Origin of the sequence: Pseudoalteromonas sp. EB27 (assembly GCF_001974875.1) — a bacterium.
GTDB lineage: Bacteria > Pseudomonadota > Gammaproteobacteria > Enterobacterales > Alteromonadaceae > Pseudoalteromonas.
In genome coordinates this window covers 105,962-127,077 of record NZ_MTQD01000008.1, presented here as the reverse complement: position 1 = coordinate 127,077, position 21,116 = coordinate 105,962, and the positions used below count along the sequence as shown (strand labels likewise).

Below are 21,116 nucleotides of genomic sequence, written 5' to 3'. Positions count from 1 at the left end.
AAAACGACTCCAATAAAAAAACAATGAGTATCGTAAAACTAAATTTAAGATTAATAGAGTTATAATTCCTGCTCTCTTTTAGGTGCTTAATTGAACTGCCATCTTGAATTTGATGATAAAATAGACTTCCAAAGTATCCTATTGTTTATAAAAGCTTCACTCAGTACATTTTTATCATTCAAGTGTTGACACATTTCCAACTCTATCTATAATAGCGCCCCACAACAACGCAGCAATGTGATGTTGTTTAGATGTGGGTGATTAGCTCAGTTGGGAGAGCATCGCCCTTACAAGGCGAGGGTCACTGGTTCAAGTCCAGTATCACCCACCACTTTTTAATTAAAGTGTTCACATCTAATTTCTATATGGGTCGTTAGCTCAGTTAGAAAAAAGAGAGCATCACCGCTACTTACAAGCAACGGCGAAGTTCACTGGTTAAAGTCCAGTACTATTTATTTTAATAGTAGCGTTTTAGTTTATATGTGGGTGATTAGCTCAGTTGGGAGAGCATCGCCCTTACAAGGCGAGGGTCACTGGTTCAAGTCCAGTATCACCCACCACATATAAAACCTATTATTATTTAATAGTTGCGTTTTAAAATTGTAATATGGGTCGTTAGCTCAGTTGGGAGAGCATCGCCCTTACAAGGCGAGGGTCACTGGTTCAAGTCCAGTACGACCCACCATTTTTTTAAAATGGTGTATATTACATAAATCTAAATGGGTGATTAGCTCAGTTAGAAAAAAGAGAGCATTACCGCTATTTACAAGTAACGGCGAGGTTCACTGGTTAAAGTCCAGTACTATTTATTTTAATAGTAGCGTTTTAATTTATATGTGGGTGATTAGCTCAGTTGGGAGAGCATCGCCCTTACAAGGCGAGGGTCACTGGTTCAAGTCCAGTATCACCCACCACATATAAACCTATTATTATATCAATAGTCGCGTTTTAAAATTTAATATGGGTCGTTAGCTCAGTTGGGAGAGCATCGCCCTTACAAGGCGAGGGTCACTGGTTCAAGTCCAGTACGACCCACCACTATTTACAGTGGTGCATATTAAAATGTAATTTGGGTGATTAGCTCAGTTGGGAGAGCATCGCCCTTACAAGGCGAGGGTCACTGGTTCAAGTCCAGTATCACCCACCAAATTACATTAAGCGGTTAATTGATAACAAAGAATTAAATAACAGGCATACCTATTGTATGTGGGTGATTAGCTCAGTTGGGAGAGCATCGCCCTTACAAGGCGAGGGTCACTGGTTCAAGTCCAGTATCACCCACCACATATAAATACCATCAGACAACTCTTTATATGATAACTTCTCTAGTAATAAATCCTCTTTCCTATGTTAAAAGTATTTAATAACTTTATAAAAACTCAATATATAAATCGTATGTAATTAACTTAGCCTTAAGAAAAAGAGCATCGCCACCCTTTACAAGTAATGGCGAGGGTCACTGGTATCAAGCCAAGTAATCACCCACCACATATAAGCACCATCAGATAATTTCTCTAATAACTCCTTTAATGATAACTTCTCTAGTAATAACTCTTTCTACCCATATTAAATACATTTCATATTTTTATTAAAATCTAAATTTCTATATCAAAGCACTCATCAAATTAGAGTTATCCATTTTGCTTATGTAGTTTTTAATTATGTTCTTCGGCTCAGTACTTTCGTAGTTAGATAAACGTATTAGGCAAAGTTAAGTACCTAATAAATACAGCTATCATTTAAATTCCCTTGTAAGCAGTTAAACTGTTGATTATAGTCTGTGTTAAATACAATTACGCTTAAGCCAATGCCAACTAAGATTTATTCAAAAGCCAAAATACTTATAGTCGAGGAGCAACCACTTGCCCAAAGCTATATGAAACAATCGTTAGAAAGGCTTGGCTTTCGGCAGTTGCGCTTTGCCGATCATGCAAACTCTGCAAAAGATCAGTGTTTAAGTGAAGAATTTGATCTAATCGTTTGTTCATTTAACTTAAATAAACACCAAGATGGCTACCAACTTTATGAAGAGCTACGTGTAAAACATCTTATAAAAAGCTCGACTGGCTTTATCTTCATCTCAGCAGAAACAAGTGGTTCACTAGTTCATAGTGTTCTTGAACTCCAACCTGATGACTTTTTAGTTAAACCTTTTACAGTGCAAGAGCTCAAAACACGCATTGAACGAATTTTAAAGCGTAAACACGACTTACAAACAGTGTATTCATTAATTGATGATGGTAATGATTCAAAAGCTATTAAATTTATTGATACCGCTCTAGATAAAAAAAACAGTAATTACAGCCCTATATTACTTCGCCTAAAAGGTGATGCCTTACTTCGTTTAAAACGAGCTCAGGATGCAAAAGACTTTTTTAAGTCTGTTCTCGACATTCAAAAATTTGCTTGGGCAAAAGTAGGCTTAGTAGAGGCACTTATAGCGAATAACGAACATATTTTGGCGCAGCGAATGCTCAAAACAATGTTAGAGCGCCAAGAAACTCGTTTAGTAGCCTTGGATTTGTTGGGCCGATTAGAAATAAAGCTAAATCAGTTTGAGCTAGCACAAGAGTTTTTGAGCCAAGCCGCGGAAATTGCACCGCGAAATATCACACGTCAAAAATCGCTAAGTAATGTCTCGCTAATTAATCACGACTATGAAAAAAGCTATTTAACTCAAAAAGATATTGCCACCTTCGCAAAGCACTCCATACACGACCACCCCGATGTATATTTAAATGCAGCACGTGCAGGTATCGACTTTGCGCTAACGACTGATCAAACCGATCAAATTCAACGAATTTCTAGGCAAACTAATCAATACATTAATGATTTAAAAAAACAGTTTCCTAATAATACAAACCAAGCTCAAATTGATGTACTTAATGCACGGCTTCATTATTTAAAAGATGAGCACCAAAAAGCGAAAAAGCTAATTGAACAGCTTGATGATGACGATACTCATATCCGATCGGTTGATGGCGCACTTGATAAGGCAAAAGCATTTCATGAACTGGGGTTTCATCAAAAGGCGCAAACCTTATTTACACAAATAATTACCCACTGTGAAAGACACCCTGCAGTTAGCGACACAACCTACTTGCGTTATATTCAGCAGCAACAAAGTGAGCGACGCGATATTAAAATGGGGCCGAAAGAGCTTAATAACCATGCAGTTAATCAATTTAATAAAGGCCAATTAAATACTGCGCTAGAAGCTTTTACACAAGCGTTTAGAGTCATGCCTCGTAATCAAAGTATCGCACTTAATTTATTACAGTGCCTATTTGATTCAACTAAGCAATCAGGTAGTTCATTTAATATGGAACTTGCTAAAAGATGCTACGTCCTTCTTGATAAAGCTAAATTACAAGCAGATCAGACGCAGCGTTTAGATAAGATTTTGCACATAGCAAAAGAAATGAATTTAGATATTCAAAGCGCTAGTAAATAAAATATTAGAGCTTTTTCATTGATGCGGCATTAACGCAATAACGTAAACCCGTTGGTAATGGACCATCTGGAAAAATATGGCCTAAGTGCGAATCGCACACGTTACAAACCACCTCTATGCGCTCCATACCATGGCTTGTATCGCTTACATAGCCAATCGCTTCAATTGTCGCAGGTTGCGTAAATGACGGCCAACCAGTACCACTATCAAACTTCTCATCAGCATCAAACAATAGATTATCACAGCAAATACACACATACTTACCAGGCTCAAGTAATGTACAACTACCCGAGCTATCTGGGCGCTCTGTTCCCTTTTTACGTGTTACGTAATATTCATCTTCTGATAATTGCATCCGCCACTGCTCGTCAGTTTTGACTACTTTTTTACTTGGGGTAGGATTGCCGTTGGTGGCAAAGTTAATAACATCATTCCACTTCAACATAATAGCCTCATTGAATAGTTGATTAACCATACTTAATAAATTTATAAAAAGTACGGTTAATTATTACGTTATTGAATACTCTAAAGATCAGCTAAAGAGTGTTGACCGTTTAAGGCTGAAATTGCCCAGCCGCAAAGCTAAATCACCTTAGCTAAAGGTAATATTTTGCTTTTCTGAGTCGGTAAGTATTCGTTTAATAAAACTATCTAGTTCTGCTTTTTTTGCAGGTAAACTAACACTTATTTGGCGCTCGTTATTACTGTAAATTATTAGCTCGTCATCCTTTGTCGTTATGCGTTCAATACTCTCAATAAATAACCAATCTGGACCGTGCTTTTTATCAAAAAACCCCATCAAACTAAAAAGTAATAGGTGTTGGGCGTCTCGCTGAATAAAATCCTCTAACCTGTTCCTTGATTTAAATAAAGGCGTTAGCCTATAAACGCTTGAGCAAAAAACAAATACCCACAACCCAAATAGCGCTTTAAACCACATAAACTCTAAAAAATCAGTGCTAATCATTAAAATAATAAGCACTAAGCCTATTAGCGATATAGCTATCGCTATTTTTTTATTTACAGCGTCCACAACTAATCCTTTTTAAGTCGCTTTTTTTCTTCTGATGCTTTTTCTGTCGGCTCAGGCCAATCATTAAAGAAAACAGTTAAATAGCGGCTTTTCATCAAATACCACAGCACCCATAAAACAATCATCATTTGTACTGCTAAAAAAGATGAAAACCGATAATGACTATGTGCAGCTTGAATACTTAACCATGTTAAATCAACAACGGCACATAAAATAAGGGGCCAACGCATATGTCGCCATATTTTTGCTAACCTGTCGCTCGCACTGTGTGAATCTCGTGGCCTGCGTAAGCAAAATAAAATAGTCGGTATTATCGCAACGCTTCCAATTGCTATTGCGATAAAAAAATCATTTTTATTTTTAAAAAATAAAGACATTAGATCCAGTTCAGGTCTGCGGCTTAAAGCCGCTATAACCCAAATAAAATAGCCACGTAAAAGCACAATCACACTTAAATGAAATGCAATAGGCGTACGATAACTTCCGTACTTATCCCAGTATTCTGGCCCATATCGGCTCATTATCGTTTTCCTAACCGTTATGCTTTATAAGCAACTCAATTAATTCATCTTCAGTTAGTATGTCTATGCCTAGGTCTTGTGCTTTTGTGAGTTTTGAACCTGCTTTTTCACCCGCCACTAACGCATCTGTTTTAGCCGATACGCTACCAGACACCTTAGCGCCCAATTGTTGTAATCGTGCTTTTGCATCATTGCGATTAAGTGTATTAAGCGTACCTGTAAGCACATATGTAAGCCCCGCGAGCGGTTGTTCTTCCTCAGAAGGTGCGCTCAACGCTGGCCAGTTTACGCCTTGATCTATAAGCGCATTAACAACCGCTAAATTATGCTCCTCATCGAAAAAACCACGAACATGAGCAGCTACTATTTCGCCCACATCACTTACTTGCGTTAAACTATCAATGCTGGCATTTATTACATTTTCAAGGGTTAGAAAGTGATTAGCTAAATTTTGTGCCGTCGCCTCGCCCGCCTCACGAATACCCAGTGAATATAAAAACTTAGCAAGCGTAGTGCCTTTAGCCTCTTCAAGTGCTGTTACTAAGTTTTTAGCTGACTTAGGTCCCATACGTTCAAGCGACTCAAAATGTCCTTGCTTTAAAATAAACAAATCCGCAGGTGTTTTTATAAGTTCTCTATCTACTAGCTGATCAACAATTTTATCGCCAAGACCGTCTATATCAAGCGCTTTGCGCGAAGCAAAGTGCTTAATAGCTTGCTTTCGCTGTGCAGGACATACAAGCCCACCCGTACACCGGGCTACAGCTTCGCCTTCAACCTTTTCAACATGAGAATCACAGATTGGGCAAGTCGTCGGGAATTCAATGTCTCTGGCATCATCAGGGCGACGCTCAAGTACAACTTGTGTTATTTGCGGGATCACGTCCCCAGCGCGGCGAATAATAACTGTATCACCTACTTTGACGCCCAAACGTGCAACTTCATCACTGTTATGAAGCGTTGCATTTGATACGGTAACGCCCCCCACAAAAACAGGCTTCAAACGTGCAACCGGTGTAATGGCGCCAGTACGACCGACTTGAAAATCAACATCAAGTAATTGGGTTATTTCCTCTTGCGCCGGGAACTTATATGCAATGGCCCAACGAGGAGCACGTGCTACAAAGCCTAAACGCTCTTGTAAGGTCTTTTGATTGATTTTTATTACTACACCATCAATTTCATATTTAAGCTCACTGCGACGCGTTAAAATATCCCTGTAGTACGCAAGTGCGGCTTTTGGACCTTCAACTAATTTTGTTTCTGGGCACAAAGGTAGCCCCCAATCAGTCAGTTTTTCTAATTGCTGATAATGATCCTCAGGAATATTGCCATCAGCCACAAGCCCGGTACTGTAGGCATAAAACATGAGTGGGCGTTTAGCGGTAATTTTAGAGTCGAGTTGGCGTAAACTACCTGCCGCTGCGTTACGCGGATTAACAAATACTTTTTCACCGCGTTTTTCTGCTTCAGTATTCAATTTATCAAAGCCAGCGCTGTCCATAAATACTTCACCGCGCACTTCTAGCTCTTTCGGGTAATCACCACGCAGCTTAAGCGGTACATTACGAATGGTTTTAACATTTTGAGTAATGTTTTCACCGGTAAAACCATCACCTCGAGTAGCCGCTTGTACAAGCACACCATCGCGATAAATAATTGAGACTGCCAAACCATCAAGTTTTGGCTCACAACAAAAAGTAAGCTCATCGGTACTCATTAAGCGCTCTTTAATACGGCGATTAAACGCAGTAAATTCTTCTTCACTAAAGGCGTTATCAAGTGAGAGCATGGGTACTTGGTGAGCTACTTGCTCAAACTTACTAAGTGCTGCACCACCTACTTTTTGTGTCGGTGAGTCGGCGGTTAAAAATTCAGGGTGCTCGGTTTCTAGTGCGCTTAGTTCGCGTAATAACCTATCGTATTCAGAATCAGGAATACTGGGGGTGTCGAGCACATAATAGTTATAGTTGTGTTGCTCTAATATAATACGAAGATGATTAACTTGCTCACTAATGCTGCTAGACATTTAAACCTCAATAAACATAAAAAAAGCCACTTTGACGATTCACCGTCCAGTGGCTTATAAAAATATAATGTGTGCGTTATTTACGCTGAAAAAGAACGGACCTGCTCAACATATTGTCTTACGCGATCTACGGTCATTTCATTTCGCTCAGCATCTAAAATTTGTGCACCAAATTCATCCGCTAACTTTTTAGCTGCGCTGTGCAACATATTAAATGCAGCTAGGCCATCGCCGTCGCACGGTAACGTCATAAATAAGCTTACTCCAGCGGTACTAAATTGTTCCATATTATCAATATCAAACGTACCTGGGTTGTACATATTTACTAATCTAAATAAAACAGGGCCTTGGCCAGCAGGATCTAAGTGGCGATTAAAAAAGCCTTCCTCAGAATATTTAAAACCTAAAGTATTAACTGCTGGCAATAATTTACTACCCTGCATGCTAAGCTCTTCTGGCATTTGAATATGTACGATAACAAAGTCAGACATTTGAGCTGGTGCATCTTCAGCGCTTTGCTCTTTTTCTTCTTGGTCATCCACTATTTCTAGGTCATCTTCAATCGGCACTTCTGGCACGCTTGTATCAATTTGCGGCTCATTTGCATCAAAGTTAAGCTCACCAAATTGTGGCTCATCACGTTCGTTTTGCATTGGCTCTGTTGGCTCAGCCTCAGTACGAAACGGTTTAGATGAAGCTGATGTGCTTTCTTGTAATGGCTCAACCCGTTCGTTATCAGATACTTCTGGGCGGTCTTTTTTTCTAACAGACCACAATCCATGTATTAATAAACCACCAATGACAACTACACTGATAATGATTAAAACCCATCTTAATTGTTCGGCCATCCCCTCACCTTTTATTATTTGATATGCCTAAAACCTGTATATTAATCAAAAACTAATATACTTGTTATAAAAATTTATGCATGTGCAAGTTGCACAGCTTGCTCTATATCTACAGCAACCATTCGCGATACGCCAGGTTCTGCCATAGTAACACCTGTTAATCTACCTGCCATTTCCATCGCAATTTTATTATGACTAATATAAATAAACTGCACTGATTGTGACATTTCTTCAACCAAACGGCAAAAACGCACAACGTTGGCATCATCCAATGGTGCATCTACTTCGTCCAGCATACAGAAAGGAGCTGGATTGAGCCTGAATATAGAAAACACTAATGATAATGCGGTCAGCGCTTTTTCTCCACCACTTAACAAATGAATTGTTGAATTTTTCTTACCAGGTGGTCGTGCCATTATACTAACACCACTTTCGAGTAAATCGTCACTGGTTAATTCTAAATACGCACTACCACCACCAAAAACTTTAGGAAATAGTTCAGCGAAGTCTTCGTTAACTTGATCGAACGTCGCTTTAAAGCGTGTTTTGGTTTCAATATCAATTTTACGAATTGCACCTTCAAGGGTACTTAACGCTTTTGTTAAATCATCTAATTGATTATCAAGATAATCACTACGAGCTTTGGCTAAATCAAACTCTTCTATTGCCGCTAAGTTTACTGCACCTAATTTATTTAACTGATTAGTGAATCCGGTTAACTGATTTTGCGCCGCACTTAAATTCAATGAATCTGGTAATTCATCAAGTATTGCTTTTAAGCTTTGTTTCAATTCTTCTAATGGCTCGAGCGCAACTTGCGCTTTTATTAGCAAGCTTTGCTCTTCAATTGTTAACTTTTGATGCTGCTCTTGCAAGCCAGCCAGCTCGCTTTGCGAACTTTTAAGGCTTGCCTGTTTGGCATTTAAGCTTTCTTTAGCCTGAGCTAATTCTTTTTGTAGTAATATCAGCGCCTGCTCACCTTTTTGATGTTGCGCTAAAAGCTGCGTTATTTTATCGTCCAGTTCTTGCTCTGGTATAAGCAGCTCTTCTATTTCATTAAGTAGTTCTTGCGCACCTTCAGATGCACTAATGTGCTCCTGCTCTGCATGGCTCAATTTGGTTTGGCTTAACTGCCATTCACTGCGTGCCTTTTGCTCTGAGAGCGTTGCCTTATGCGCTTGCGTTTTATATTGCTCAAGCATGCTTAATGCTTCGCTATAACTTTTATCACTTTGTGAGCGCAGGCTATTAGCAGTGTCTACCTCATCCGTTAAGTTGAGTTGCTGCTCATTTAACACTTCAAATTGCTCTGTTTGCTCATCAAGCACGGTATTTAATTGCAAAAGCACAGTAGTTAATTGCTGTTTTTGTTGCTGTAGCTTTTCTAGTTGCAGCTTAAAGTGCGCTACTTGCTGTTTAAGCATATCACTGCGAGTACCGGCTACTGCTATATTTTGCGCAAGCTCATGTATGGCTTCTTTAAGCTCGTTTTGGTCGTTAATTAACTTTACTTGCTCGGCTGTATGTTCATCACGAGTACGCGTTACTTGTTTTAGCTCATCCTCGGTATTGGTTAACTGCTGAGCTTTATCCTGCAATTGCTTATGTTTTAAAAGCAATGAGTTTTCTGCATTTCGATCAGCACTTACATGCCAGTTACGACCATATAAAGCACCGTTTTTATCCATAATGGCTGTATAAAAAGCATCGTTTAAGAGCGTTAAATCACCGCTCTCGCTATAAGCAATACGCGTTAAATGTTCTGGATAAACACCGCTTGTTATGAGTGCCGATAAGCTATTTTCAGCAATGTGCTTACCACTCATTGGCCACACACTATTATCAGCTTGCTGCTCACTTACATTTAAGTGCTCTAGCGATTTAAGTGCTTGCTCTATTAAGGGCTCAAAGCCTTCTTTAACACTTAGCTGATTAAACAAACCATGAGTACTTTCACTTTCTTCATCAAGCCCTAATGTACTTTTAAGCCCCGTTATACTGGCTTTTAACTCGTTTATTGTTTGAGTAAGCGTCGAATATTGCTTCTGTGAGTTATTAACAAGCTCATTTTGTAATTCAAGCTTAGCACTGCACTGCGTGTGCGCTGTTTGTTTAGCGGCAAGTTCTTGAGTTAATGTTTGTGTTTGCTGTTTTTGCTCTGTTAATTGTTGCTCTACATCACTACTTTGTAAGTCAGTAAGCTGCGCATTTGACTGATCAATTTGCTCGTTAACGTGGCTTATTTGCTGCTGAGTTTGTTTGATGTGACTGCTATGCAGTTGTGCATTATTCTTAAGTTGTTGCTGTTGCTCACACAAAGTTTGCCAGTGTGTATTGTGGCGCAGTTTCAGCGCTAATAAGTCCTCAAGCTCATGTGTTAACGTCCTAACTTGCTCTTCGCACATTAAAGCGTTTTCACTTGCTTCTTGCAGGGTTTCATTTAGTTGTTCACACACAATCTGCTGCTGCGTTTTAATCTCAGTACTATGAGTTTGGCGCTGCTGTAATTTAATTAAATTTTGTTTAAGCGTTTGAGTTTGTTGCTTTACATTTATTTGTTGTTGCTCAGCGCGGGTAAGCTCGGTGTGTATTACATGTTGCTGATGCTGTGCATCGCTTAATTTGTCTTGCTGAGCTTGTACTTGACCTTCTAAGCTTGCAAGTACATCGTCATGCCCTGAGTTAGCGGTTTTAAAAAACGAAACTTGGTCGTTCAGTTTTTTAATTTGGGCGCTTTTTTCAAGTTGCTGCTGATGTAACTTTTGCCATTTTAGAACCGCAATCTGACCTTTTAGAGTGCGTTCTTGTGCTTTTAATACGCGGTATTTTTTTGCATCAACCGACTGCACAGCCAATTTATCTAACTGACTTTGCAGCTCTTTACGCACATCTAACAAACGTTCAAGATTTTCGCGCGTGCTTTTAATACGTGTTTGTGTTTCGCGGCGGCGCTCTTTGTATTTAGAAACGCCAGCGGCTTCTTCTAAAAATACGCGTAATTCTTGTGGTTTACTTTCTATTAAGCGCGAGATCATGCCTTGTTCAATAATCGCGTAACTTCGCGGACCAAGACCGGTACCTAAAAATATATCGGTAATATCGCGCTTACGACATTTACTACCGTTTAAAAAATACAGTGACTGACCGTCACGCGTTACTAGACGCTTAATGGCAATTTGGTTTCTGTCGGCAAATGTATTTGAAGGGCTACCTTTATCGTTATCAAAAACAAGCTCTACAGAGGCTTGCGATATGGCTTTTCGATTAGTTGAACCATTAAAAATAACGTCGGTCATGGCATCGCCACGCAGATTTTTAGCAGAGCTTTCACCTAGCACCCATCGCACTGCATCAATAACGTTAGATTTGCCACAGCCATTAGGGCCTACAACACACGTCATTTGATCAGGAAATGGAATTTTAGTGGGCTCTACAAACGATTTAAAGCCCGCTAATTTAATAGTGCTTAAGCGCATCTGATTGTTATTACCAATTTATTATTGTTATTTGTCATAAACAATTTAACCCATAATTTACTAATAGATTAAGCTTGTCGTTTAAAGTTATCTAAAATAATACCGGTGGCCATTGCCACATTTAGCGACTCTGCACCGCCAAAAGCAGGTATGGTTATTTTGTCGCTCACTAATTTTGCACACTGCTCGCGTATTCCATGCGATTCACTGCCCATTAGTAAAACGCCTGAGCCCGTAAATTGGGTTTTATGTACACTTTTTCCATCTAAAAAAGCACCGTAAACAGGTAACTTTAAAGAGCGTAAGTAATCAGGTAAATCTACTTGGCTTACCGATACCCTTACAAATGAGCCCATTGTGGCGCTAATTGTTTTAGGGTTGTAAGCGTCAGCGCTGTCGGTGCTAGTTACTATATGTTTAATACCGTACCAGTCTGCCACTCTAATTATTGTGCCTAAGTTACCAGGGTCTGATACGCCATCAAGCGCGAGTATTAAGCCACTTGCTTTAGGTAGCTCTGCATTTGGCATATCAACTATAGCAATGGCTGCATTATTGCTAACTAGCGTGCTGGCTTTAGTGAGGACTTCTTCATCCGCTTCAATAAAATTAGCGTGCTGATACTCACCTTGGTACGCATTTATAAATTCGTTTGTAGCAAAAATATTAACCGCATTTAATGGGCTGTTTAATAACTCAAGTACGTTTTTTTCACCCTGTACAAGGTATTGATTATATTGCTTTCGGTACTTTTTTTGGCCAAGTTGGCGAATAAGTTTGAGTTGGTTTTTTGAAATCATAACAGCCCCATAAAATTATCTAGCAAGTATAACAGATTTAGTTATAACTTCTGAACTCGAAAAGCAGCGGGTGAGGCTAATTAATCTTGCTGGCGCTTCTTTCAAAGGTCAGGTTAATACGAATAAACATACCTTTAATTGCTTCTAATTGGTTTGAATCATCAACGGTTGCTGCTAATTCGTTATAAAGATTATCAGATGCTTGCTTAAAGTTTTCATCAAACTTGCCTTTGGTTGCCAACATAAATGCACTAGCCAACGTGCGTTGCCACTCATTTAAATATTTGAGTGTGGTACCACCAGCAAGGTTCTCGCAAATTGAGTTTAATCGTATTGAAGCATGCCCTAAGTTTAAACCTGTTAATGCAAGGTCAGTAATGGCCCGTGTGTGTGAGCCCTGATCATAATTAGTTAAGCGTATTAATCTATCTGCCATGCGGCGGTTATACCAAATAGTAGGAGTTTGATGAGTATTTATTTCGAGTAAATCTTTGTAAGTTGCTTTAAAAACACGATGAACAAGTAACTGAACACTGGGGCCGGTAAATAACTGAAAAATCCAAAATAAAATACTCACGCCAGCAAAAATAGCGATTGCAGAGCTCAATGTATAATCAATTGAAAACGCTAGGCTCATATCCGTGCTGGGTCTAACCAAAATAGTAAATGGAATACAAAACCCTAAGCCGTATGGCAATGTTTGTTGCTCAGCTAAAAGCAGTAAACCAAGAAAATACGGACCCGCTAATACAAGTAATAATATTTCTAGTTGCCCACCACTTTGCGACAGTAAATTTAGCGCATAAAAAACAGTCACAAAAGTAGCAACAATTATACCTGCCAATAAACGTTTTATTACCACCTGCAAAATAGCTAACGGTATTCGCGCTAACATTATCGAAAAAATCACCGGTAAAATCATTATTAATAATGCAGCTGAAGACCCTGTATTAACCCAAATAAATGCGCCGATAGAAAAGACCAAAGCAGTTCTAAACCCTACTATAATGCCAGCCAATGGGTCGCGATATGTAAGCATACTAGGTGCATTTAACAATGTTTTATCGCGTTGTTCTAAAGCTCTGTAAGCCCGCAGTAAAATTGTTAAATCGTTAGCCACTTCCATGCTCACATTGAGCATGTGAGATTCAAATGGCGAATCACACACCGTATTTGCTCTATAGTCGGTTAGCTCTTTGCGCAGGGCTTTAATCTGCTCGGCGCAGTAATCAAAATCGTCAGATTCTTTAATTTGTGCGAATACGTTTTTAAGTTTACTTATTAATTTGTCTAATGTAGGAGTAATGAGGTCTGAGTGGTTTCGTTGTAGGCGACCAATTATTTGAATTGAAGCCAGTAAAGAAAGTACTTTTTGCGACAATTGATTTGCCGCACGCGAGCGTCCGGGGCCTTTCGGTCCTTCGTACCTCACTGCGCTACAGTCTTCATTTATAGACCCTAACGTTGCCATAATGCCATCTATTTGGTGATGGCGATTTTCGTGCGATCCTTTAGAATCAAGTTCCGTTACTAAATAATCTAAAGTTTGATTTATAACCGACCGTGCTTGTGCTTGCAGTAAATGTTTAACTTTTACTGGCCAAAATAAATGGCTAACAATGCCCGCACAAATCGACCCAATCACTATTTCGCTTACTCGCGCCTGAGCAATATCAAATATACTTTGACTGCTCACCATTGCTGGTGTAACCATAACTAAAAGTACGATAATAGCGGCGGTGACCCCTGCCATAGCAAATGCATAAATAAAGTTTGCTTGGCGCACCATTGCCGATAACGCAGAGTTTACCCCTAACCATAAAGCAAGTGCACTTAACGCTAAATAAGGGTAAAGAATTAACTGGGTTAAAAGCAGTATGCCAAATAAACCACCTATTATGGTGCCTATTATTTGGCATATTGCTTTTTCAATAACGAGTCCGCTTTGTGGGCGTAATTGCAAAAATATAGCTGATACTAGCGCCCAATAAGGTCTATCAAGATTAAGCGACATAGCAATAGTCAGCGCCATTACCATCGCAATAACGCCCTTAACCGCAAAAATAATTGCCTGTTTTTTAGGAAAAAACAAATTCCTCAATACATCACCCAAAGCATTCTCCCTATTGAGTATTTAGATGTATTGTGGCGGTCATTCCGGCGCTAAGTTGTATATCCTCTGGCACCGAATCTAGCTTTATATCAACAGGAATTCGCTGAGATAAACGCACCCAATTAAATGTTTGCTGCACCACGGGTAAAAGTTGTGTATTACTTTGTGTGTTTGTATTTGCAATAGCTTTACCCACACTAATCACATGGCCGGTTAAAGCCTTGCCACCGCTTAACAGTGATATTTTAGCTTTTTGATTATCATGTATTAAAGGGATTTTAGTTTCTTCAAAGTAACCCGTAACGTAAAACGAGCCTGATTTTACAATGGCAAATACTGATGTGCCTTGAGCTACGTAATTACCTTGGCGTAAGTTTAAATTAATAATTTGCCCACTAACGGGGGCATACACTTTTGTTCTATCAAAGTTAAGTTGAGCTATAGCTTGATCTGTTTTTGCAAGTTCATAATTGGCTTTTGCTATTTTTGAATTAATGCGTGTTGACTCAAGCCCTTCTTCACTAATTGCTTGCTGAGTGTTTAAACCTTTTCGGCGCTCTAGTTTATGTTTTGCCAACTCCCAGGTGTATAAAGCATTTTCAGTAGTCGCTTTACTCCTATCAAGTGCCGCTTGGTAGCGTTTGTTGTCAACACTAAAAAGTAAGTCACCTTTTTTTATATTTTGACCATCTTTAATGTTTAGCCCAGTTACCCATCCCGACACATCGGGCGAAACGGTGACTACTTCAGCTCGAATACGGCCGTCTCGAGTCCAAGGAGTATGCATGTAATCAGTCCATACCCATCGTCCAGCAAATACAGCGGCTATAACAACGATTATGGTTAAAAGTGTACGTAGATATTTTGTCATCTAATTTATCTTCCACTGAGTAGGTAAACGGTTAAGGCCAAATAACAAATAAATAAAGACACCTCAAACCAAGCCACCTTCCAAATACGGTCGTGCCAATCTAAACGATGTAATATAAAACGTGTAATGGCTGTTAAAATAAAAGCGATAGGAAAGTAAATAATCAAAGGGCTAAACTCTACCCCGCCTAAAACAACAGCTTGCAGCATAATAAAAGTCCATACGTGTTTAAAAACGGTTAAAAGTAGAGTGCGATAAAGCAGATAACTGATTATATTAATTTTGTGCTTAATTTAAAATTAATAGCCACACAGTTTTAAGCCTACTGGTATTACTTATAGTCTTTTAATCAGCCACTTGCAAAACTGTGGTGTAATTATAAACATTGAATTTTGCACCAAATTTAGGTAAATTAACAAAAAAACAACATGGATATAATTTTAATGGAATCAATACACCCTACTCCCCCTAAAACAAACCCTCCAGTAAATGAACCCGCTGAACCAATTTTTAGCGGTAAAGTGCAATTTAGCGGTAAAGGTGGTGAGTTTTTTGGCATTTGGATTGTAAATATATTACTTAGTGTTATTACTCTCGGCATATACTCAGCGTGGGCTAAAGTACGTACACACCGATACTTCTACGGCCATACTCGTATAGATGGACATAGCTTTGACTATCTAGCAACGCCAATACAAATTTTAAAAGGCCGGATTTTAGCGGTTATTGTGTTTTTTATTTACACATTCTCTATCAGCTTTATGCCTATACTAGGCCTGTTTATTGCGATTGGTTTTATCTTTTTAATGCCATGGATTATTAACCAAGGTTTACGTTTTAATCTACGTATGACGCGCCATCGTAATGTTCGCTTTGCTTTTAAAGGCAGTTATGGCGAAGCTTTTGTTAACTTTATACTTTTACCTATTGCCAGCGTATTTACACTTTATTTATTAATGCCTTATGTTATAAAACGTATTGATAGCTATATCCATAGCAACATTAGTTACGGTGACAAACCACTTACTGTAAATCTAAAAGGCGAAACCTATTACCTAACAGCGCTTATTTGCTTTGTAGTGAGCTCTATCACTATGGTGGTATTTATGGGGATTTTAGGATTATTTGGCCTCAATTTAATAGATATTGAAAATCAACAAAATTTAGAAAACTCTGCAGCTATGGTTATGCTTCCTATATTTATGACTATTGCCTACGTGCTGATGATTGCTATTGTTTCAGCTGTATGGCACGCCGCTATTCGTAATCACATTTTTGATAACAGCCATTTTGAAGGCGTTGCTACATTTAAATCAGAGCTAAAACCAATTCCTTTCGCAGTTTTATTACTCACTAATATGTTGGCTATTGTATTTTCTTTAGGGCTTGCATACCCATGGACAAAAGTACGCACATCAAAAATGCTTGCAGATGTAACTAACGTCACTATTTATCCTGGTGCATTGAATCTGATTGATACCGAGCAGGATCAGCAATCATCATTTGCTGAAGAAGCTGCAAACGTATTCGATATTGACCTTTCTTTAACTTAAGAGCTCACCATGCATGTAAAGGGGCATTTTTTTCCCAAAGCATCGAGTAATTATCAGGTGTGTGTGGCAACTATTAGCGACACACACATTGAAATTATTGACGATGAATATGTTATTGCTCGCCACGCAATCACAAGTCTTAACTTAAGTTCGGGAATGGCTGGACTTGCTGACGAACTAGACTTCGAAGATGGCAGTCGTTTTATTCCACTTGATGTAAATTACAGATGGCCATTTAAAGAAAATAACCATCACGTAATGGAACGCCTCGAAAAAAGTAAATGGACCATTTTAGCCGCTGTCATATTTACACCATTGTTTATGTGGTTAGTGCTTTATAAAGCCGTACCGGCCATTGCTGTTTACAGTGTTGATACCCTGCCACGTAATGTTGTAGAGCAAATGGGTGAGCAGAGCTTTACATTAATTAAAAAGATTGCGCTTGACCCAAGTGAGCTGCCCGCAGAGCAGCAAGCTAAAGTACAAGCGCATTTCAAAAGTATGCTTAAGGCGTTATCGCTTGATCAATCGGTTTATAGATTATCATTTTATAAGTCAGACAGCTTTGGCGCTAATGCATTTGCACTGCCCCATGGTCGTATCGTGGTCACCGATGAGTTAGCTAATCTACTTGCCGATAAACCCAATGCGCTAAAAGCGGTATTGCTACACGAAATGGGCCATGTAGTGCATCAACATAGCGTACGTATTACAGCACAATCTGCCGCAAGTACGATTGTATTAGCGGTTGTATTTGGTGATTTAGAGGGTGTTGCAGAGGTTGCGCTAGGTACCGGTGCATCGTTTGCTCAGCAAGGGTTTTCACGTGATATGGAACGCGAAGCCGACAGCTTTGCGCTTACCCAATTAGAATCATTGGGGTATTCGAGCAATGACTTTGCTGATGCAATAGAAGCCCTGCAAGAAAGCCATACCAGCGAAAACGAACACCTAGAAAAAGTGAATAACTTATTAGAATATTTATCTAGCCATCCAAGTGCACAAGAGCGTATTGACAATGCTAGGAAATAATCGTGGTTATATTCAACTTGCTCGCTACATAGTGAGTTTAAGTTGGATATACCACGGTTTTTTTCCAAAGCTTTATCACGTAGCGCCACTTGAAAAGTTAATGACGGGCAGTGCTGGCTTTTCAGCAGAAGTGTCTGACTTAATTACACGCTCGGCGGGTGTTGGCGAAATTATATTTGGACTGTGTTTATTTGTGTTTTATAAAAATAAACATCTAGTCACTTTAAATATATTAGCGCTTATTGGGCTTTTATTCGCTGTAGTTGTTATGCAGCCACAATTACTTATTGAAGCATTTAACCCTGTAACCACCAACTTGCCGCTTATTGGGCTAAGCGTTATTTGGTTAAAAGAGATTAAGCTGTTGAATAATCGATATCTCTAAATAAAAAAGGTATGCAAATGCATACCCTTTTTTGTAGTACTTAATTTGTAAAATTAGTACTTATTTTTATGCGTCCACAAATGTAATAATTCACTGGCAATTGTTGCTGCGGCAATGGCGGTAAGCTCGCTTTGGTCATACGAAGGTGATACCTCTACCACATCCATACCCACCATATTTATGCCTTTTAGCGCACGCAATACTTTAAGTACTTTATCTGACGTTAAACCACCACACACAGGAGTGCCTGTACCAGGCGCAAACGCAGGGTCTAAACAATCTATATCAAACGTTAAGTAAACCGGTAGGTCACCTACTCGTTCAAGTATTTGCGCTGCAATATCATTTGCATGTAAATCGTTGGCTTGCATTGCATCAATCACAGCAAATTCATGTTTGCTTTGATCAAAGTCGGTACGAATACCTATTTGTATACTGTGCTCAACATCTATCAGCCCTTCCATTGGTGCATGATAAAACATAGTGCCATGATCAAATCGCGATCCATTGCTGTAGGTATCGGTGTGCGCATCAAAATGCACTAACGCCATTTTGCCATGTATTTTTGCATGAGCACGTAATAGCGGAAGCGTCACAAAGTGATCCCCCCCTAAACCTAATAGCGTTTTACCTTGACGAAGTATTTGCTCAGCAGCCATTTCTAATTGCGCAGTAAAATACTCAGGGTCGCCAACAGGGTAAGTAAAGTCCCCTGCATCGGCCACTTTTAAGCGCTCAAACAACGGAAACGTCCACGGGTATTTAGTGTCTTCCCATGCTAAATGAACCGATGCACGACGAATTGCATCAGGGCCTAAGCGCGCACCTGGACGGCCCGATGTCGCTAAATCAAATGGTAAGCCTAAAACCACTACGTCTGCATCAATTGCATTAATGTTTTGCACCATAGGACGACGTAAAAACGTCATCCCATTTGAGTACAATGAGTGATCTGCGTGACCAAACAAAGTTGACATTGCTTATAACTCTTCTAAATAAGTGTAGCCGTCAAGGCCGCTTTGCAACTCGTCTAAAACGCTTTGCTGTTCGTGTTTTTCAATTTTAGTGCTTACTAACTGCTCGTATGATTGCTGAAAACTTTCAACATCTAAATGTACATAGCGCATCATATCGGCAACAGTGTCACCTTGGTTTATTTCGGTAATACTTGCAACGCCTTGCTCATCCATATTAACAATGGCGCTGTGCGTATCGCCAAACAAGTTATGCATATCACCTAAAATTTCTTGATAGGCACCCACCAAGAAAAAGCCCATTAAATAAGGCTTGTCAGCACTAAACTCTGGTACAGGTAATGTGCTTTCAATACCTTGTCCATCTACGTAATGCTCAAGTGCACCGTCTGAGTCACAGGTTATATCAAGTAATACAGCACGTTTTTTTGGTGCTTCAGTTAAGCCACTTAATGGCAGTACCGGAAACACTTGATCAATGCCCCATGCGTCTGGGAGCGATTGAAATAACGAGAAGTTTACAAAGAACTTATCGGCTAAACGTACGTTTAACTCGTCAATAATAGGACGATGAAAACGGTTTTTATTATCCATGTGCTTGTTAAGTTCATAACAAATACGAATATTAATTTGCTCAGCCCATGCACGTTGCGATAAATCAAGTAAACCTAGTGCAAATTGGTTATGCGCTTCAGCTAAATCACCTTGGCTGTCGTGATAAATCTCAATTAATGCACGGTCATCCGTTAAATCAGTTAACTGTACAAACGATGCCCACATGTTTTTTAATAACAGGGGTGCATCTGCTGCTGGCGCTACTAACTCTTCTGGCGTGTAACTTTCAGTACCAATAACATTAGAAATAAGCACAGCATGATGCGCCGTAAGCGCACGACCTGACTCAGAAATAATAGTCGGCATTGGCTGCTCATATTGCTTACATGTATCACCAATGGTGTACACAATGTTATTTGCGTACTCAGCTAAGCTGTAATTCATAGAGTTATGCGATTGGCTACGTGTGCCGTCGTAATCAACAGCTAAGCCACCACCTACATCAAGGCAATCAATTTCTGCGCCTAATTTGCGTAACTCACAGTAAAAACGCGCAGCTTCGCTTACACCTAAACGTACGTCACGAATGTTCGCCATTTGCGACCCTAAGTGAAAATGTACTAGCTGTAATAAATCAAGTTGGCCTGCGTCTTTTAAACGATTAACTACATGCAAAACTTGCGATGCAGATAAACCAAATTTTGATTTTTCGCCGCCACTCGCTTGCCATTTACCTTTACCTTGCGACGCTAAACGTACGCGAATACCAATGCGCGGTTTTACGTTAAGCTCTTTTGCTTGGCTAAGTACCATATCTAGCTCAGAAAGCTTTTCAAGTACGATATACACTTTATGACCTAGCTTTTCGCCAATCAGTGCTAAACGTACGTATTCTTTATCTTTGTAGCCATTACATACAATTACGGCGCTGGTTTTTTCAGCCAATGCTAATACTGTAAGTAGTTCAGGCTTGCTGCCGGCTTCTAAACCAAGTTGCTTTTTTTCTACTTGTGCTTGGCTTGCTACTATTTCTTCAACTACTTCACGTTGTTGATTTACTTTTATTGGATAAACTAATAAGTAGTCTTTAGGGTAACCATAGTTTTCAATCGCAGTATTAAATGCGCCGCATAAGCTGTGCACACGGTGGTGTAAAATTTGCGGAAAACGAACTAAAGCAGGTAAGCTTAAACCTTTATCTTGTAATTGCTTTGCGATATCTGTTAATGCAATGGTTTGCTCTGGGGCATGAGCCTTGGGCGCCACATACACATCACCTTGATCATTAATACCAAAAAAACCTTGGCTCCAATGACGAACATTGTAGCTCGTACGAGCTTGTTCTAGTGATGTTGTTTCTTTCATTTATCTTTCTCTTTTATTTGATGAATGCCAATAGTGAGTATCGGCTGATTGCGCGCATTAAAAGAAAAATAGGGATTCAAGTCCAACAAGTATTTTTACTCGTAACG

General features: G+C 39.4%; 16 protein-coding genes and 7 tRNA genes. 11 read left to right on the top strand and 12 right to left on the bottom strand.

All coding sequences use genetic code 11. The features are described from left to right. Positions 1-255 precede the first annotated feature (255 nt). From BW142_RS10720 to BW142_RS10685, 8 genes are all read left to right on the top strand, one after another. Positions 256-331 (top strand) — tRNA-Val (locus BW142_RS10720). A gap of 153 nt (positions 332-484) precedes the next feature. After that, positions 485-560: transfer RNA gene (locus BW142_RS10715), tRNA-Val, on the top strand. A 49-nt stretch (positions 561-609) separates the two neighbouring features. Next, a tRNA-Val gene (locus BW142_RS10710) sits at positions 610-685 on the top strand. A 153-nt stretch (positions 686-838) separates the two neighbouring features. Further along, positions 839-914, top strand: a tRNA-Val gene (locus tag BW142_RS10705). Positions 915-962: 48 nt separating this feature from the next. Then, a tRNA-Val gene (locus BW142_RS10700) sits at positions 963-1,038 on the top strand. 33 nt (positions 1,039-1,071) lie between these two features. Continuing rightward, positions 1,072-1,147, top strand: a tRNA-Val gene (locus BW142_RS10695). A 61-nt stretch (positions 1,148-1,208) separates the two neighbouring features. After that, positions 1,209-1,284, top strand: a tRNA-Val gene (locus BW142_RS10690). A gap of 523 nt (positions 1,285-1,807) precedes the next feature. Continuing rightward, a complete protein-coding gene (locus tag BW142_RS10685; protein WP_029750967.1) occupies positions 1,808-3,454 on the top strand; it encodes a tetratricopeptide repeat-containing response regulator in 1,647 nt (548 codons plus the stop codon). Positions 3,455-3,458: 4 nt separating this feature from the next. Here the strand turns inward: BW142_RS10685 and msrB are convergent, their stop codons facing one another. The 10 genes from msrB to BW142_RS10635 all read right to left on the bottom strand — a co-directional run bounded on the left by msrB (position 3,459) and on the right by BW142_RS10635 (position 15,354). Then, positions 3,459-3,899 (bottom strand): peptide-methionine (R)-S-oxide reductase MsrB, encoded by a 441-nt coding sequence (gene msrB, locus BW142_RS10680; protein ID WP_024600689.1) that lies wholly within the window; start codon positions 3,897-3,899, stop codon positions 3,459-3,461. Between the two features lie 147 nt (positions 3,900-4,046). After that, positions 4,047-4,487, bottom strand: a complete 441-nt coding sequence (locus BW142_RS10675; protein ID WP_024600688.1) for a hypothetical protein — start codon at positions 4,485-4,487, stop codon at positions 4,047-4,049. 2 nt (positions 4,488-4,489) lie between these two features. After that, positions 4,490-5,008, bottom strand: coding sequence for a DUF2919 domain-containing protein (locus BW142_RS10670; protein WP_076924847.1), 519 nt, complete (start codon positions 5,006-5,008; stop codon positions 4,490-4,492). Positions 5,009-5,018: 10 nt separating this feature from the next. Continuing rightward, on the bottom strand, positions 5,019-7,037 hold the full coding sequence (gene ligA / locus BW142_RS10665; protein WP_024600686.1) for an NAD-dependent DNA ligase LigA: 2,019 nt from the start codon (positions 7,035-7,037) through the stop codon (positions 5,019-5,021). An 80-nt stretch (positions 7,038-7,117) separates the two neighbouring features. After that, positions 7,118-7,885, bottom strand: coding sequence for a cell division protein ZipA (gene zipA, locus BW142_RS10660; protein WP_024600685.1), 768 nt, complete (start codon positions 7,883-7,885; stop codon positions 7,118-7,120). A gap of 74 nt (positions 7,886-7,959) precedes the next feature. Further along, the gene (locus BW142_RS10655) at positions 7,960-11,361 is read right to left on the bottom strand and encodes an AAA family ATPase (RefSeq protein ID WP_076924846.1); all 3,402 of its coding nucleotides are present in this window, start codon (positions 11,359-11,361) and stop codon (positions 7,960-7,962) included. Between the two features lie 68 nt (positions 11,362-11,429). Further along, positions 11,430-12,161 (bottom strand): RNA methyltransferase, encoded by a 732-nt coding sequence (locus BW142_RS10650; protein ID WP_076924845.1) that lies wholly within the window; start codon positions 12,159-12,161, stop codon positions 11,430-11,432. Between the two features lie 76 nt (positions 12,162-12,237). Beyond that, positions 12,238-14,274 carry an FUSC family protein gene (locus BW142_RS10645; protein ID WP_076924844.1) on the bottom strand — a complete coding sequence of 679 codons (2,037 nt, stop codon included), beginning with the start codon at positions 14,272-14,274 and terminating at the stop codon, positions 12,238-12,240. Positions 14,275-14,284: 10 nt separating this feature from the next. Further along, a complete protein-coding gene (locus BW142_RS10640; RefSeq protein WP_024600682.1) occupies positions 14,285-15,145 on the bottom strand; it encodes an HlyD family secretion protein in 861 nt (286 codons plus the stop codon). Between the two features lie 5 nt (positions 15,146-15,150). After that, positions 15,151-15,354, bottom strand: coding sequence for a DUF1656 domain-containing protein (locus BW142_RS10635; protein ID WP_024600681.1), 204 nt, complete (start codon positions 15,352-15,354; stop codon positions 15,151-15,153). Positions 15,355-15,588: 234 nt separating this feature from the next. Here BW142_RS10635 and BW142_RS10630 point away from each other — a divergent pair, with 234 nt between their 5' ends. From BW142_RS10630 to BW142_RS10620, 3 genes are read left to right on the top strand one after another with little or no spacing between them, the layout of a single operon-like run. Then, positions 15,589-16,698, top strand: a complete 1,110-nt coding sequence (locus BW142_RS10630) for a YjgN family protein (protein WP_076924870.1) — start codon at positions 15,589-15,591, stop codon at positions 16,696-16,698. A 9-nt stretch (positions 16,699-16,707) separates the two neighbouring features. Further along, complete coding sequence (locus BW142_RS10625) at positions 16,708-17,730, top strand: M48 family metallopeptidase (protein WP_076924843.1); 1,023 nt, start codon at positions 16,708-16,710, stop codon at positions 17,728-17,730. Next, positions 17,717-18,115 carry a DoxX-like family protein gene (locus tag BW142_RS10620; RefSeq protein WP_076924842.1) on the top strand — a complete coding sequence of 133 codons (399 nt, stop codon included), beginning with the start codon at positions 17,717-17,719 and terminating at the stop codon, positions 18,113-18,115. Before BW142_RS10625 ends, BW142_RS10620 begins: the two co-directional genes overlap by 14 nt. A 53-nt stretch (positions 18,116-18,168) precedes the next feature. Here BW142_RS10620 and speB read toward each other — a convergent pair whose 3' ends face one another. Together speB and speA are read right to left on the bottom strand one after the other, a co-directional pair. Further along, the gene (gene speB / locus BW142_RS10615) at positions 18,169-19,092 is read right to left on the bottom strand and encodes an agmatinase (RefSeq protein ID WP_007583987.1); all 924 of its coding nucleotides are present in this window, start codon (positions 19,090-19,092) and stop codon (positions 18,169-18,171) included. A 3-nt stretch (positions 19,093-19,095) separates the two neighbouring features. Continuing rightward, positions 19,096-21,009, bottom strand: a complete 1,914-nt coding sequence (speA, locus tag BW142_RS10610) for a biosynthetic arginine decarboxylase (RefSeq protein ID WP_076924841.1) — start codon at positions 21,007-21,009, stop codon at positions 19,096-19,098. Between the last annotated feature and the right edge of the window lie 107 nt (positions 21,010-21,116).